12 protein-coding genes are annotated in these 15,502 nt (G+C 37.8%); 7 read left to right on the plus strand and 5 right to left on the minus strand.

Annotated elements, in window-relative coordinates; genetic code table 11:
- Positions 1 to 27 precede the first annotated feature (27 nt).
- Both RLO81_RS07040 and RLO81_RS07045 read right to left on the minus strand, forming a co-directional pair.
- Positions 28 to 1,110, minus strand: coding sequence for a helix-turn-helix domain-containing protein (locus RLO81_RS07040; protein WP_350109228.1), 1,083 nt, complete (start codon positions 1,108 to 1,110; stop codon positions 28 to 30).
- Positions 1,085 to 2,731, minus strand: a complete 1,647-nt coding sequence (locus RLO81_RS07045) for an ankyrin repeat domain-containing protein (protein ID WP_350109231.1) — start codon at positions 2,729 to 2,731, stop codon at positions 1,085 to 1,087. The genes RLO81_RS07040 and RLO81_RS07045 overlap by 26 nt, the downstream gene beginning before the upstream one ends.
- Positions 2,732 to 2,963: 232 nt before the next feature.
- Here RLO81_RS07045 and RLO81_RS07050 point away from each other — a divergent pair, with 232 nt between their 5' ends.
- The 4 genes from RLO81_RS07050 (at position 2,964) to RLO81_RS07065 (ending at position 6,260) form a co-directional block, all read left to right on the plus strand.
- Positions 2,964 to 4,073 (plus strand): PAS domain-containing sensor histidine kinase, encoded by a 1,110-nt coding sequence (locus RLO81_RS07050; RefSeq protein WP_350109234.1) that lies wholly within the window; start codon positions 2,964 to 2,966, stop codon positions 4,071 to 4,073.
- A 67-nt stretch (positions 4,074 to 4,140) separates the two neighbouring features.
- Positions 4,141 to 5,496: a sensor histidine kinase gene (locus RLO81_RS07055; RefSeq protein ID WP_350109237.1), complete on the plus strand. Its 1,356-nt coding sequence runs from the start codon at positions 4,141 to 4,143 to the stop codon at positions 5,494 to 5,496.
- Positions 5,497 to 5,671: 175 nt separating this feature from the next.
- The gene (locus RLO81_RS07060; protein ID WP_350109240.1) at positions 5,672 to 5,986 is read left to right on the plus strand and encodes a type II toxin-antitoxin system RelE/ParE family toxin; all 315 of its coding nucleotides are present in this window, start codon (positions 5,672 to 5,674) and stop codon (positions 5,984 to 5,986) included.
- Positions 5,976 to 6,260, plus strand: coding sequence for an addiction module antidote protein (locus RLO81_RS07065; protein ID WP_350109243.1), 285 nt, complete (start codon positions 5,976 to 5,978; stop codon positions 6,258 to 6,260). Before RLO81_RS07060 ends, RLO81_RS07065 begins: the two co-directional genes overlap by 11 nt.
- Before the next feature lie 238 nt (positions 6,261 to 6,498).
- On the opposite strand, the gene RLO81_RS07070 is transcribed toward RLO81_RS07065, so the two are convergent.
- Positions 6,499 to 8,280 (minus strand): acyl-CoA dehydrogenase family protein, encoded by a 1,782-nt coding sequence (locus RLO81_RS07070; protein WP_350109246.1) that lies wholly within the window; start codon positions 8,278 to 8,280, stop codon positions 6,499 to 6,501.
- 132 nt (positions 8,281 to 8,412) lie between these two features.
- On the opposite strand from RLO81_RS07070, the gene RLO81_RS07075 reads away from it, so the two are divergent.
- Positions 8,413 to 8,862: a KTSC domain-containing protein gene (locus RLO81_RS07075; protein WP_350109249.1), complete on the plus strand. Its 450-nt coding sequence runs from the start codon at positions 8,413 to 8,415 to the stop codon at positions 8,860 to 8,862.
- 69 nt (positions 8,863 to 8,931) lie between these two features.
- Positions 8,932 to 9,912: an SDR family NAD(P)-dependent oxidoreductase gene (locus tag RLO81_RS07080; RefSeq protein WP_350109252.1), complete on the plus strand. Its 981-nt coding sequence runs from the start codon at positions 8,932 to 8,934 to the stop codon at positions 9,910 to 9,912.
- Positions 9,913 to 9,922: 10 nt separating this feature from the next.
- Here RLO81_RS07080 and RLO81_RS07085 read toward each other — a convergent pair whose 3' ends face one another.
- Entirely contained in the window at positions 9,923 to 11,425 is a 1,503-nt protein-coding gene (locus tag RLO81_RS07085; RefSeq protein WP_350109255.1) for a DUF4301 family protein, read from the minus strand.
- Between the two features lie 18 nt (positions 11,426 to 11,443).
- Positions 11,444 to 13,267 (minus strand): glycosyltransferase, encoded by a 1,824-nt coding sequence (locus RLO81_RS07090; protein WP_350109257.1) that lies wholly within the window; start codon positions 13,265 to 13,267, stop codon positions 11,444 to 11,446.
- Between the two features lie 206 nt (positions 13,268 to 13,473).
- Here RLO81_RS07090 and RLO81_RS07095 point away from each other — a divergent pair.
- The coding region (locus RLO81_RS07095; RefSeq protein WP_350109260.1) for a glycoside hydrolase family 31 protein at positions 13,474 to 15,502 on the plus strand (2,029 nt) is incomplete at its 3' end.

Below are 15,502 nucleotides of genomic sequence, written 5' to 3' on the forward strand. Positions count from 1 at the left end.
AATATTATAGGACAGATTACTTGGTCATCACCCTTTAAGGGACTTATAATTCGATGGTGTGACTCCTGTAAACTTCTGAAAGGCTTTGTTGAACGTGACTTTATTATTAAAGCCTGACTCAATGGCAATTGCTTCAATTTTAAAATGTTCAAATTCAGGATTATGAAGCAACTTTTTTGCGTATTCTATACGCTCATAATTTACGTAGTCATTAAAATTTCGATCTAACTTTACAGATAATGTCTGAGAAATATGATGCGATTTTTCGTCAATCATCTCCGCCACATTAGCCAGACTTAAATCACCTTTTAAAAAAAGAAAATCCTTTTTAAAAACCTCTCTTATTTTACCCTGAATACGACTCATATCTTCTTCAGCTATTGCACTGCTTAAATATTTACGTGTAATATTTTTAAGAAAGGATGGGTTGGTATACAGCAGGTAAGCGATTAATAAAACAAGTGTATAAATAGTAAAATAATAATAAATAAAATCTCTCCAGCCACTAGCAAACTCGGTGAGGACATTAATTAGGACTGCACTCAAAAAATAGATGGTACATAACGATATCTCATATAACTTTTCCCTTGCATTGAGATACAACCTGTTTTTGTATAGAAATACCAATAATGCGATACCATAAATCAATAAATGACCTGCCCTCGCATAATTCATATTCATGGTTAAGGTATAAAAATTGCTACTGAGGTATTCAATCCTGGTCAGGCCATCCATAAGAAGAATATCCCTCATAAGAAACAAGACCACCAAGAATGGAATAAAATGTAGGAGTTGTATTGGTTTAACCTCCTTGCCAGAAACAGCAAGAAAATGAATCCAAATCAGAGGGCCATATAAATAGCCCGCTGGAAAGAAGTATATTCCTACAAATTGAGGGTAATACTGCATGGCATTACTAGTGGAAAACAAGAATTCAAAAATCTCGACCCCTAGTAATAAAATAAAAAGTGAGATAGTTTTATTAGAAAGGTTATTCTGCTTGAAGAAGATTCCTCCTGCAATAAAAAAAGAAGCAAAAGCATATAATAGCAGGATGTATCTTAGTTCAGTCAAGCCGATGGTTTCATTCTTTTTCCAATATAAAGACAATTTTTAATTTACCATACCATTCAGGTTTCTTACCGTCAGGATAGGTCTCATCATACATGGTCATTTTAATTTGTCCTTCTGGTAATTTTGCAAAACTGTAATATTGAATCCCACCCTCAAAACCAGATACTTTTGCCATATCTGCGGTAGTTGTTAGCACTGAGTCTTTAATTGTATATGTGCCGCTGTTAAACGCCAATGTTTTAAAGCAATAGATCATTTCTTCATCGGTTAGTTTGGAAACATCTTTTGAGGGTTTTCTATTCTGAGCGTATGGATTGTACATTATGGAATACCTGTTATCTGATATAATTAGTCTTCCCGGATATTCCATCGTATAGAATGCCGTTGTGTCCGGTTGCTGATATCCAATCTCATTCATAATCCAGCTGCCAAATAATGGATTTTGACTCCTCTCTTTTGCTTCTATGGCTTCAATTATATCATTATACCTATACGCTTTAGCCAGTGATTCACCAGTATATCGGCCTGCCAAAATATCTGATTTGTAATCCACTCCTGAATTAATGAGAAATGTGGCTAATTCTGTATTTCCATAAAACATAGCCCAATGCAAAGCAGCAGCCTGATTGACGGAGTCTTTCGTGTTTAAGGCAACTCCATTATCTATTAATAATTGAGCCACGTCAATATCTCCGTGTATTGCAGCACCTATAATTGGCGTTAATCTATAGTGCTCGCCAGCCACATTAACATTTGCATTGGCCGTCAATAGAATATTAACTACTTCTTTCCTTCCAAACCTACATGCATAAGCTAATGCCGTCTGCCCTGCCCTGTTAAATTCATTGACATCAACTCCCTGATTAATCAACAATTTAACACTTTCGACATCTCCTCTCTCAGCAGCATGATGCAATAATGGTGTTCCTAACTCATCTTTTAAATTTGGGTTAGATTCCTTCTTCATCAAACGCTCAAATGCACTAAAATCTCCTGAACGTACCGATTCAAATAATTGCTTTTGCGTTTTACTTAGATCGCTCTTCTTTATATTCTGTCGGAATACATTGGCCACAGAATCTGCGTGCCATAAACGGTAGCAAACATCAATGGCATTGCCGTGTTTACTCTTTAATTCGATATCAGCACCACGATCTAGCAACAGTTGCATTGCTTGTAAATGACCGTAATATGTTGCCCAATTAATGGCATGATCGTTATTCACATCAACCTGATTCACAGCTGCTCCATGTGTAATAAGCAAATCCATGGCCTTTATATCATTATTCGCTGAAGCAAGCATAAGTGATGTTGCCTTTAATCCCTGAGTTTGTGCCAGATTAGCGTCAGCCCCAGATTCCAGCAACTTGGTGATTAATTCTATATCTTTCTTACCAACTGCCACTGTTAGTGGTGTGGCGCCCTGCTCGTTATGCTGGTTTACTAAATCAGAATCCTGTACTAAAATGTAATCGCATATTTTAATGGAGTGATGTTCTACAGCTAATGTAAGCTGCAATATATCAGGTTTTTGATTAATGAGTTTTATGTAGGATTCTAGGTTATCTGTTGCAATAGCTTCTTCAATTTTACTGTCGTTTGGATACCCAACAAATGGCATAAGCACAAAGCACAGGAGGTATATTATCTTCGTCATGCCGCAAAGCTATTTCGTCACAACAAGAAAAAAGGGAGTTTTAGGGTGCTAGTGGTTAATAATAATTATTCTTTACTTACAATTAAGTACACGAATTGAATTAGCACTAACCTATATTTTATAATTCATTTAATATAGATCATGGCTTAAATAATAGATAAGGCATTATTAACCAGCTAAGCTTCTGATTATCAGTCAAAATACTTAAGTTCATTTTATCAATTCCACTTGCATGGTTACTGAAAAGAATATATCGCAAGTATATTTTGAAATGATGGCTGAGAACATGATTGACCTTGTAGGTCTGCATGAACCAGATGGAACATACACTTACCTCAGTCCTTCTGTAGAGAATTTATTAGGCTATACCCAGGAAGAATTACTCGGCACAAATCCTTACTTACTATTTCATCCGGAAGACATCAGCAGGATTGAAAATGAATCACATCGTCAGGCAATAGCAGGAAAAAAAATAATCTCGACCGAATATAGAATTAGAAAAAAGAATGGTGAATACATTTGGTTTGATACCAACACTATGCCTATTACAGATGCAGGTAATCGTGTAATAAAACTTCAAACTGTTTCTCGTGATATAACAGAAAAAAAAGAAAATGAATTTGCCCTACAAATTCTTAATAAAGAACTGGACGAAATAAACAGACAAAAGGATAAATTATTGTCAGTAATATCGCACGACCTGAGGGGGCCTTTTAATTCTTTACAAGGGCTTTTGAGTATTGTATTATCAGATTTTAACAATCTCTCCAAAGAAGAGCTCTTTACCTTTCTAAAAAAAATTCAAAAACAGTCCCAGGATTCGTTCAGCCTGTTACAGGATTTGTTACTCTGGTCAAGAAATCAGTTTAATGTAATTGAGTTAGAGCAGGGGGAGATTAATATGAAAGAGGCCGCGGATAGAGTGATCTGCCACCTGCAAGGTCAGGCTGATGAAAAAGGTCTAATAATTGAAAACCAAATACCTAAACCATTGGTGTTAAATACTGACGGACATGTATTCAAGACTATTCTTAGAAATTTGGTATCAAATGCCATAAAATTCTCAACAGAAGGATCTAAAATTTTTATAAAGTCCGCTCAAAAGGATTGTATTACCAAATTTTCGGTGATAGATGAAGGGTGTGGAATTGACCCTGATACAATCGAAAAAATATTAAATGTTAAATGCATTCATACCACCGAAGGTACTAACGGAGAAAAGGGGTTTGGATTGGGCATAGGCATTTGTAAAGATTTTGTAAATAAACTTGGTGGAAATATGCAGATAGAAAGTGAAGTGGGTAAAGGCAGTAATTTTTCGTTTACTATACCATCGCACTAAATCAGTTCCTAATATCTGTTTATCATCAATCCATTCTTAAAATTACTGCATTGTGTATCTTCACGCAATGTCATTATTTAAACGGTTCAACTTCAAGGTTATAATCAGAGTAAGTTTTATTCTGGTCACTGTATTGCTACTAGCCTACATTTTTGGAGATGACCGGCTCTTCTTTAATCAAATTATACTTTTTATTTTATTGGTCTTGCAGGTATACGAGCTCATTAGGTTTGTGAACTATACCAACCGGGAGTTGGCGAAATTCATCCTTTCTATTAGGCACAACGATTTCTCTATCAACTTCAGAAGGTCGAAAATTGGCAGATCTTTTGAAGAGCTGCACGATGCCTTTGATGATATCATACAATCATACGAAGAAGCCAAAATTGAGAAGCAGGCTCAGTTTGAGTACCTGAGGTTGGTGGTAAATAACATGAACATCGGAATTATCTCATTGGAGAACAACCAGAATATTGCCTTAATGAACAAATCGGCTGAACGGATACTAGGTGTGAAAGGCATTAAAAACTGGAGAATATTAGAAGAAAAAAGTCGCTCGTTTACAGCTAAAATTAATGAAATGAACGAGTCTGGCAGGCGTTTGATTGAAATATCCATCCAGGGTCAAAGCCATACACTTTCGGTGGATGTAGTGTTGATCAAAATGCTGGATACACAATATAAGCTCATCACTTTTCAGGATATCCATGGCGAAATTGAACAAAAAGAAATTGAGGCCTGGCATAAACTCATTAAGATTCTTACGCATGAAATCATGAACTCTGCCACCCCTATTTCTTCGCTTACAGAAACCATGCAGTCGGTCATTGAAGCAGATGGTAAAGCCAAAAAAGTAACTGAGCTGGATGATGAAACGATTGAAGACTTGTTGTTTTCATTGAAGACCATACAACGCAGATCGAACGGTATGCTCACTTTTATTGATGATTACCGCAGACTCACCAAAGTAGCTAAGCCTAAACTAGAAAAGGTGAATATGCAGCAGTTTTTGGATTCAATTAGCAGTTTACTGCAGGCACAACTGAAAAAGGACAAAATTGGCTTTGAGTATTCGGTTGATGGCATGGATGAGCTAATGTTAGATAGCGCGTTAATTGAACAGGTTCTTATTAATATGGTAAAAAACGCCACTTATGCTTTGCAGAATACAAAAGACCCAAAAATTGTAGTTAAGGGGTACGTTGAGAATAACAAAAAGACTATTGAGATTACTGATAATGGAGCTGGTATTCCTGATAAAGAGATTAGTGAAATTTTTGTTCCATTCTTTTCCACCAAAAAAGATGGTTCGGGCATAGGTTTGAGCTTATCCAAGCAAATTATGCACCTACATAATGGGAACATCAGGGTAAAATCTGAGGTGGGAAAAGGAACTAGTTTTTATTTGGTTTTTAATGGGTAAATGACAATTATTAAATTGATTACTTTAGTTTTATCTTTCACTAATAAAATATAACAGCACCTTTTTGTGTAACAGCACCTTTTGTTCCTGTTACATGGTCGTTGTGAGGCATTATCGCAGCTAAAAATTCTTGTAATTTATTGTTTATATGTATCCAAGTGAATACATTTGTCGTATGTATTCTATTGAAAAAACAGAAGAATTTGATAAATGGCTCAGAAAACTTAAAGATCATCGAGCCAAGACCAAAATTCTCTTTCGAATTCAGAGAATACAAGAACATGGAAACTTTGGAGATTGTGAACCTGTTGGACAAGGAATTAGTGAACTCCGAATTCATTACGCCAAAGGATACCGTGTCTATTTGAAGGAATATAATGGCAAAGTCGTGCTCCTTCTTAACGGTGGAACTAAATCATCGCAACAGAAGGACATAATAAAAGCCAAGGAATTATGGAACAACTTTAAAGAAGATAGAAATGGCAACTAATGTTACAAAATTTGATATCGCAGAATACTTAGAAGATGACCTCATGGTTGCTGAGTATTTGAACACGGTACTAGAAGAAGGTGATGCTGAAGACATCAAAACTGCCCTTGGACATGTGGCTAAAGCTCGTGGAATGTCAAAAATTGCAGAAGAAACAGGCCTTAGTAGGCCCAGCTTGTACAAAGCTTTATCAAAAGGCTCAAAACCTCAATTCGATACTATTCTTAAAGTATTGAGAGCAGTAGGGGGCAATCTACATTTACCAACTGCTTGAATAATAAAACACCTCACAACATGGTGTAGAAAACATATGCTAAATCACCTTGTAGCTTAGATTGGTGCGACTAGCAATGCATTTTCTGCTTGCATTCCATAGCTTGACAACCAACCAGAACACAGCAGGAATCGGCAAGTGTTACGCTTTTTTGACTTGAGTGCGTTGAGAAAATTAGCAGAAAATGCTACGTTTAATTTTTTATAGCCTCGTGTGGCATACGTTTTCTACACAGGCGTCAAAAAACCTCCACCCCTACTTTTACATTTACCTCCGAAGGATGGCAGATGGTTTTCTGTAATCCTCGGCAGCGAGACATCTCATACTTATAGAAGTAGTCCAGTGTGTGGAGCTTGCTTTCTTTAAAGGCAGCATCTTCATCCATAACAGCCAAACCCATTTTCAGCCATTGCCAGCCTATAACCACTGTGCCAAATAAATCCATAAAAATGGTAGCATCGGCCAAGTAGCGTTCGTGGTTTCCCTGCATGGCGTAGGGCATTAGATGCGTCATGCACACTTCTATCATTTTAGCACTTTCGCCCAACTTATTGGCGTATGTCTTTAGCTCTTCTTTGGCCATGGCAGCTACAATTGCCTCTTCAATTTCTTTTGCCAGCAACTTCATGGCTGCGCCTTCCATCATCGTCACTTTTCTGCCCAGCAAGTCCAATGATTGTATGCCCGTAGTGCCCTCATAAATGGAGATAATGCGTATATCACGGTAATACTGCTGCAGTATAAAGTCCATCATAAACCCATAACCTCCTAGCACTTGCAATCCGGTATCCACGGCTTCTTTACCTGCTTCTGAAGGATATGTTTTTGCTACAGGAGTTAAAATTTCAGCTAACAAATGGTATTTATTCTTCTCCTCACCTTCTACTGTCAGTTGTTTATCCAAATAATAAGCGCATTGTAATATCAAACTTAAGCTACCTTCCACAATAGCTTTCTGATGTAAAAGCATTCGTTTCACATCCGGATGATTGATGATTAGCGTCTGTTCTTCATTAGGGTCTTTTTTACCAGTGCTCTGTAGTTTTCTGCCTTGGGGCCGTTCTTTCGCATATTGTAGAGATGCGTAGTAAGCCGCAGAAGCAATACCTGCACCCATCCTGCCAGTAGCTATTCGGGCTTCATTCATTAATTGAAACATGTAGGTTAATCCCTTATTCTCCTCACCTACCAAATAGCCGATACTTTCGCCACTATCGCCAAATGCGAGGTGATTGGTACAGTACCCTCTTTGTCCAAGTTTCTCAAACTCCCCTACTACATCTACATGATTGTAATCACCCAGGCTGCCGTCATCATTTACTCGGTATTGAGGAACAACAAACAGCGAAACACCTTTGGTGCCTGCCGGTGCTCCCTCTATTCTGGCTAATACCAGATGGATAAAATTATCTGCAAACTGATGATCGCTTGCCGAAATAAATATCTTTTGTCCTTTAATCGAATACGATCCATCTCCTAAATTCTTCGCTGAGGAAGTAATGTCGGATAGCGAGCTGCCTGCCTGTGGCTCCGTTAAGCACATGGTTCCGCCCCACTGCATTTCGAGCATCTTGGGCACGTATTTCTTCTTTATTTCTTCAGAACCAAACGTAACAATCAGATTAGCAGCGCCTGCCGTTAGTCCCATATACCCAGGTACATGATTGTTTGCCGCCTCCATTATAAAATAGAGTGCATTAAAGATCATAACAGGCAATTGCATTCCATTGTCTTTTTCGTCCATAAATGCTCCAATCAATCCCATTTCACCAGCTTTCTTCAGAATGGGGCCAAACTGTTCGTGCACAACAACGCGACCGTCCTTAAAAACAGAAGGCTTTTCGTCCATTTCCTTAATGTAGGGAAACAACGCTGTATCACTAAAATCTTTTATCGCCTCCAAAAGCATGTCTATTGATTGCTTATCATAGTTGGCATAACGTTCTGCCTTTAGCAGTTCTTCCAAATGATGCACATTGGTTAACAAAAAGGAAAGGGTTTTAGGATCGTAGTATTGCATAGCCAGTTGGGTTAATGTATTAAATTAAGGAATCCATTCGCATCTGCCAATCTTAGTGTTTCCAATTTCGAGGAATATCTTATTATCCCAATAATTAGGGTTAGCATTGCAACTTATTTTGAAAGCACAGCCATGAAACGTATCAACGAATACAAAAAACTTTTTAATGTATCAGGAACCATAGATTTGAAGGAGCTAAAAACAACCTATAGAAATCTGGTAAAAGAATGGCATCCTGATAAGTTTCAAGATGGCAACCCGTTAGCAGAAGAGGCCAACATAAAAAGTCAACAGATAACTAATGGTTACCACTTTTTAGTGAGTATCGCTCCAGAAACCAAAGCCGCGAATTTGGAAGAATATACAGCAACAATTAATGAATCAGGCATAGCTGATTTCAAACACAAAGGCCTTCTGTTGGAAGTCACTTTCCAGGACGGAAGTGTTTATGAATATTTCGGAGTAACTAAAAACCTTTACATTAAATTCGTAAATGCTGATAAACCTTTGCGCTTCGCGAAGCGAAATATCTTTCATACGTTTCTTTACAGAAAATCAAAAAGAGCAGAGGTAGCAGCCTAATTGCACACTTCATTACTCGTAATTGATTAAATTTAGTAGTGTATAGAACATTCACTAATAAAATAGATTATGAGTTATCAAAAAGACACAGTTCATCTGGGTGATATTATTAAAAATCACTCCCAAGATATGACCAATAAAGTAGTAGCGATAACAGGTACTACGAGTGGTACGGGCTATGTGTGCGCCAGAGAAGTTGCAAAAAAAGGAGCTTCAGTTATTCTCCTCAATCGTGAAAGTGACCGATCGGCAAAATCATTAAAACAACTACAGCAAGAAGTACCTAATGGCAAATTCGAAGCCATAGCCTGTGACCTGCAAAGTTTTGATAGTGTTAAAAAAGCTGCAAGTGACATAAAGTCCAAGTATGACGTTGTTGATGTTTTAGTGAACAATGCCGGAGTAATGGCATTAAAAGATGAGGCTACCAAAGATGGATATGATGTACAGATGCAGACCAATGTTTTATCGCATTTTCTCTTAACCAAAGAGTTGTTTTCATTAATTAAGAAAAGTAAGCAAGGTAGAATTGTAAATCATACCTCAATGGCCCGAATGGGTGTTTTACTTGAGCCTGTGTATTTCGGTAAAAACGGTGGTAATTTAGGTGGAGATGGTACTGAAGAAGATAATATGAATTTTAAAGGTCCCAGATGGGAGCGTTACCGACAAACGAAACTCGCCAATTGTGCATTTACTTATGGTTTAAAAGAAAAATTAGAAGCAGCGGGCATTACCAATGTACTTCCATTGCTTGCTCACCCTGGGTTAGCACGCACCAATCTTCAAGTAACTACGGCCAAGGATGGTGGTATGGAAAAAAATTCAGACTTGATGAACCAGGCACAAACAGCAGAAGATGGGGCTACAGGCATCATCAGAGCTGCAATGGATCCTAATGCAAAGTCTGGTGACTTTTATGGTCCTTCTGGCCAGGGCTGGCAAGGGTTTCCGGAACTACTTACTCCTGAAGAACATATTAACAGCCCAGAAACAATCAAGATCAACTGGGAAGGATGCGAAAAAGCCGTTGGGAAGTTTGAGATTTAAGTGCATCCAATTATCCCTGATGCTGTTCTCTTAGCAAGTCGTTTACTGTTTTTACTGGGTTGAAAGTTTCAATAGGTACTTCAACAAATAGTGTTATCCAGTTGGACATGGCACCATTCCATAAACCTGGCATTTCCAAGGCCTTCAGATCTTTTCCATTTTTAGATTTCTCAGTAATAAAGCCAGTATCCGAATCCACATACTTGCGTAAATCAAATTTCTGCCCTTTGTAATCTTTGAAAGCACAGATCAGATCAACAGGGTTAAAGTGTGTTGCTGATTGCAAGGCTTTAGCTGCTTTCTTGTCTTCTGGATTAAACTGAGATGTTTCTACAATTTGCAATGTTTTTGAACCATCTTTTTCTTCAATCCAAAACGGCCCTCCACCCGGTTCTCCGGTGTTTGGTACCATCCCACAAATACGCAAAGGTCTGTTTAATAATGCTTTGAGGTAGCTGCGTTTATCTATCACTGTTAAATTCTCATAACCATTTTTAAAACTTAGATTAAGTACTTCTTTCGCAAACTTTTCAATTTCCGCTAGTTCAGTTTCAGAAGGGTCATCATCTAATTGCTTGAGATTTTCAAACAACTTCTCCTGAACATCAGTCAATAGCCCACCCAATGCTTTTTTATAGAGAATGGTCTTCTCTTTTAATCTGTCAGGTACCACATTGTCGATGTTTTTGATAAAAACAATATCTGCATCAATTTTATTCAGGTTTTCAATCAATGCACCATGTCCGGCAGGCCTAAACAAAAGGCTGCCGTCCTCCTCCCTAAAAGGTTCATTATCAGGAGTTACTGCAATGGTATCAGTATCTGGATTTTGCTGCGAGAAAGCTACTTCAAAATCAGAAAACTTCTTTTTAAGCGCACTCACTTCTTTATCAAATGCAGACTGATGCTCTGGTGAAACAGTAAAATGAAGCCTCACTTTTCCATCCTTTCCTTTCGCATATTTCTCACCTTCAGTAAAGTGTTCTGCCGTTGGGGTTTTAGCATCATTACCATACCTATGAAATTCTAAGAGTCCCTTTGGTAATTGCCCATAGCCCAATCCATCTTCGTCTAAAAGTGCCTTTACGATTTGATGGTACTTCTTATTTTTTTTGGCCTCTGCAATTGAAGTACCTTGAGCTTCGAGTTTTTTATTCAATGAATTATAGAAAGCGAAGTTTTCAATACCATTAAAAAACTTAGTCAAAAAACCAGATTCTTCTACTTCTGATTCATCTTCCGTTAAAAACTCAAACAATCGTTTAAACATACGGCTGGCAGCACCACTGGCAGGTACAAATTTGAGAATATCATGATCAGCGGCCTTTTTCTCATAAATTGACATATAGTGGCCCAACTCTGACCCCGACAATTTGATGATGCCATTATCTACCGTAGCTGGTTTTTTAATCGCTAAATAAGGAAATCCATTTTTGAATCGCTTCAGTTGCTCCTCTACTCTTTCTACTGATTTTCCTAGTCGCTCAAGCTCTTTCTGAAAGTCTACGTTCATTTTATTTGTATCTATATTTTAAAACAAAGTTACTGTGGCTTTGATATAGCTCTTCTCGTATGCATTGTATAAATTCTTCCAGTCAAAGCATTCCGATAAATCTTCCGATTTGTTGCGCATATCAATTCGTGCCCGGCTGGTATTCTGAATGAACTTCATCATAATGTTGCATAAATCTTCTGCCGATTCATCAAAACTTTTATTGGCCCTTTTCGCAATAAATATCCCATGCTGCTCATCCCCTATTTCTACATTTTTCATATAATCACCAAATCCGGATAAATCAGAAGTTACTGCCGCCACACCCCTTGCCAGACATTCTAAAGGAGTATAGCCCCACGGTTCATAATAACTTGGGAAAACACCCAAATGGCACGCTCTTACGAAATCATTGTATTCCATCCCAAAAAGTGGGTTTGTAGACGATATAAAGTCAGGATGATAAACAATCTTTACTTTATCATCTACATTATTTACCAGGTTAGACGTTCGTAAAAACTTTAATATTTCATCGTTTTCATCGTCTACCAAATTATGTGTTATAACGGGTGGTAATTGATCTGTTTTCCACGATTGAATTGTTCTGCGATGCCTTAGCTTCCAGTAATCATCTACCATATCATTCAAATTAGGAAGCTTATTATCACCCTTGCTCGATGCCGCTTGTCTGATTAGTCGCTGCTTTATCTGCTCTACAATGGCTTCACTATTGTCATGAATTTTATCCAACATTGCCCGGGCATTTAATACATCCGGGTTCATAGAATGTACCGGCTGCTTTGTTACAAAAAACATAACGACAGTAAATGGAGAATTCGCTTCTTTAAGTCGATGATTAAGCCTGGCTAGTGCCTCTAGTGTTAGATCATAACCTTTATTTAAATACTCAAACCTACCTGACGTGAAAAAGTACAATGTCTTGCTTAAATCAAATGAGTAACTCTGAAAAAAGTGCCCCATAATAAATTGCTCAAGAAGCTGTTTATACTCATGATGCAAATTTTGTACTTCATGTAGCACAGAAAAACGCTCAATATTCAACCCATTTGGCAGGATCATATCGGGGCTGCGGCCTAATAAATGCAAACATTCCTTGCCGGTTACTTCACTCACGGTAGTAAATACATGCGCACCATGAACACACGCCCTTTCTAACTTCACATTTGCTTCTATATTAAAGTACTGCGCCTCTTTATTCCAGTCCACAAAAGGCAGGTGATCGTAAAATTGAGGGTCATTCATTGCCAAATATCTACCAAGCAAAGTTGCATGTGTAGTGAATACCGTTTGTAGAGGCACTTGATCCCTTCTAAGATTCGGCAATGCAGAGGCGGCCATCCACTCATGAAAATGTGCCAGTGGTTTTACATTATGCCTTAATGCCACTCTTGCTAATTCTGAAAGAAAGATATGTACCATATACCCAAAGGCCAGTACCTCATCTAATAAGGGGTCATAATTTTTGAAATCGATGGAATGGTTTTGCCAATAGTAATATTTAATATTTCCGAGTTCGTTAAAAGCCGAGTGATGATTAAATAGCAATGTCTTTGGCCTGCCTGATACAAGCCAAAAACCACTGCGTATATCAAGGCCTTTTGCACGGCAATTGTCAATAGCTTCTTTTAATATTGGATGCTCAAATTCACTTTCCTCAAAATCTGTATTGGCTTCCTTCCGTGCATATGGTCCGATGAGTACATAGTTTTCACCCCACTTTTTTACCATTGTTGGCACCTTCGAACGAATAACGGTATATATACCACCTACCTGATTACAAACCTCCCAAGCTATTTCTGCCAATAAATGTTCTTCTGTTTTTAATGTAGCTTCTTTAGACATATAATACCTGATTGCTTTTAAACGAACCAATAAATTAATTCAATTTATCTTCGTTTGTAAATATTAACTCAAAATATATCACATTTAGTTATAAATACCCTTTTAAACCATTATTATAATTAATTTCACTCTTTGTGTATAAATACAATTAGTGTATTAATTTGAATACGTATTGAGATTAACAATACATTATCAATAGTGTACAGATGGAAGAACAGAAGAAAGAAACAACAACAGCAGAGAAAGACTTTGAAGGGAATTACATTGAGAAGTTTAAAGAAACCCAAGAACAGGAGTTTTATCCAGGTGAACTTATCAGCTGGAAATTAAAAAAACAGTCGTTAAAAATATATGCACAACATTCCGTTCTTCAGCTAAGCATCATAGATCAATCTATTTTAAAATTTAGGTATTCTAACGATGGTTATTTTGAAGATGACTTTTCTTATGCCGTAGACCCGGAATATAGCTTGGGCGATACAAGATACCGTTTCAAAGATCAAAAAGAGTACATTTTGATTAGAACCGCTATTCTTAAATGCTATATCTACAAAAAGAATTTCACCATAAAAATCTGTAATGATCAAGACGAGGTTATTATGGAAGATGAAAAAGGCTATCACTGGAAAGAAGAAAAGAAGTTTGGTGGCGATGTAGTTATTACCACCATAAAATCATCACCCGATTACAAATATTATGGCCTTGGGGACAAGACTGGTAAATTAAACCTGAACGGAACAAGAAGGGAATTATGGGGCTCAGACTGCTATGGGTATGGCAATGAAACTGATCCGGTATACAAAAACATACCATTTTTCACTGGCTTGAAAGACGGTTTGGGTTATGGGATATTTCTTGATAACTCTTTCAGAACGTTTTTTGACTTTGGAAAAGAAAGAAAAGAAGCTTTAAGCTTTTGGGCACAAGGGGGCGAAATGAGGTATTACTTTATTTATGGTCCTAATCTCATTGATGTGGTAAAAGATTACACAGAGCTTACCGGATTTGCACCTATGCCTCCGAAGTGGGCACTTGGTTATCATCAAAGCAAATGGAGCTATTATCCTGAAAGTACTGTACGGGAATTAGCAAATAATTTTAGGTCTAAGAAAATCCCATGCGATGTAATTCATTTAGACATTGACTACATGGATGGTTACCGCTGTTTTACATGGGACGAGAAGCGGTTTCCCAACCCTAAAAAGATGATTTCTGATTTAAGGAATGATGGCTTTAAAACTATTGTAATTATAGATCCGGGCATAAAAATTGACCCTTATTATCCTGTTTACCAGCAAGGTGTATATCATGATTATTTTTGCAAGCGTATGGACGGTGCCCGCTTTAAAGGCAGTGTTTGGCCAGGGCCATGTCACTTTCCTGATTTCACCAACCCGGAAGCGCGAATATGGTGGTCAGGTTTGTTTAGTGGATTAGTAAATGACGGTGTAGCCGGTGTTTGGAATGATATGAATGAACCTGCTGTATTTGAGGAAGGAACATTCCCCAGGGACGTCAGGCATAATTACGAAGGACATCCGTGCAGCCACCGTAAAGGACACAATGTGTATGGTATGCAGATGGCACGGGCCACGTTTGAAGGACTGGAGCAATACAATGGTAATGAAAGAAGTTTTACCATAAGCAGATCAGCCTTTGCCGGTATTCAACGGTTTAGCTCTGTGTGGACAGGTGATAATATGGCAACCTGGGAGCATTTGAAAATTGCCAATGTTCAATGTCAGCGGTTGGCAACATCCGGTGTTTCCTTTGCTGGTTCAGATGTAGGTGGTTTTATTGGCTCGCCAGATGGCGAATTATATACGCGCTGGATTCAGCTTGCTACTTTTCACCCTTTCTTTAGAACACATTCTTCAGGAGACCATGGTGATAAAGAGCCCTGGCAGTTTGAAGACAAGTATTTAAACATTGTGCGAAGATTTATTGAGTTGCGATATGAATTGATGCCTTATTTATATACCACCTATTGGCAGTACGCAGAGTTTGGCAACCCGATGCTCAGATCGTTATCTATTGCGTACCAACATGATTTGGAGACATTAAATAGAGAAGAAGAATTCCTTTTTGGTGATCACATTTTGGTATGTCCAATATCAGAAAAAGGCGCTATAAGCAGAAACATGTACTTACCAGAAGGTAATTGGGTGAATTTCTGGACAGATGAAGTTGTGCAAGGCAAAACAGAAATAACCGTGAATGCACCTTTGGACCAAC

It is taken from the genome of Fulvivirga sp. (assembly GCF_040220315.1).
Taxonomy (GTDB): Bacteria; Bacteroidota; Bacteroidia; order Cytophagales; family Cyclobacteriaceae; genus Fulvivirga.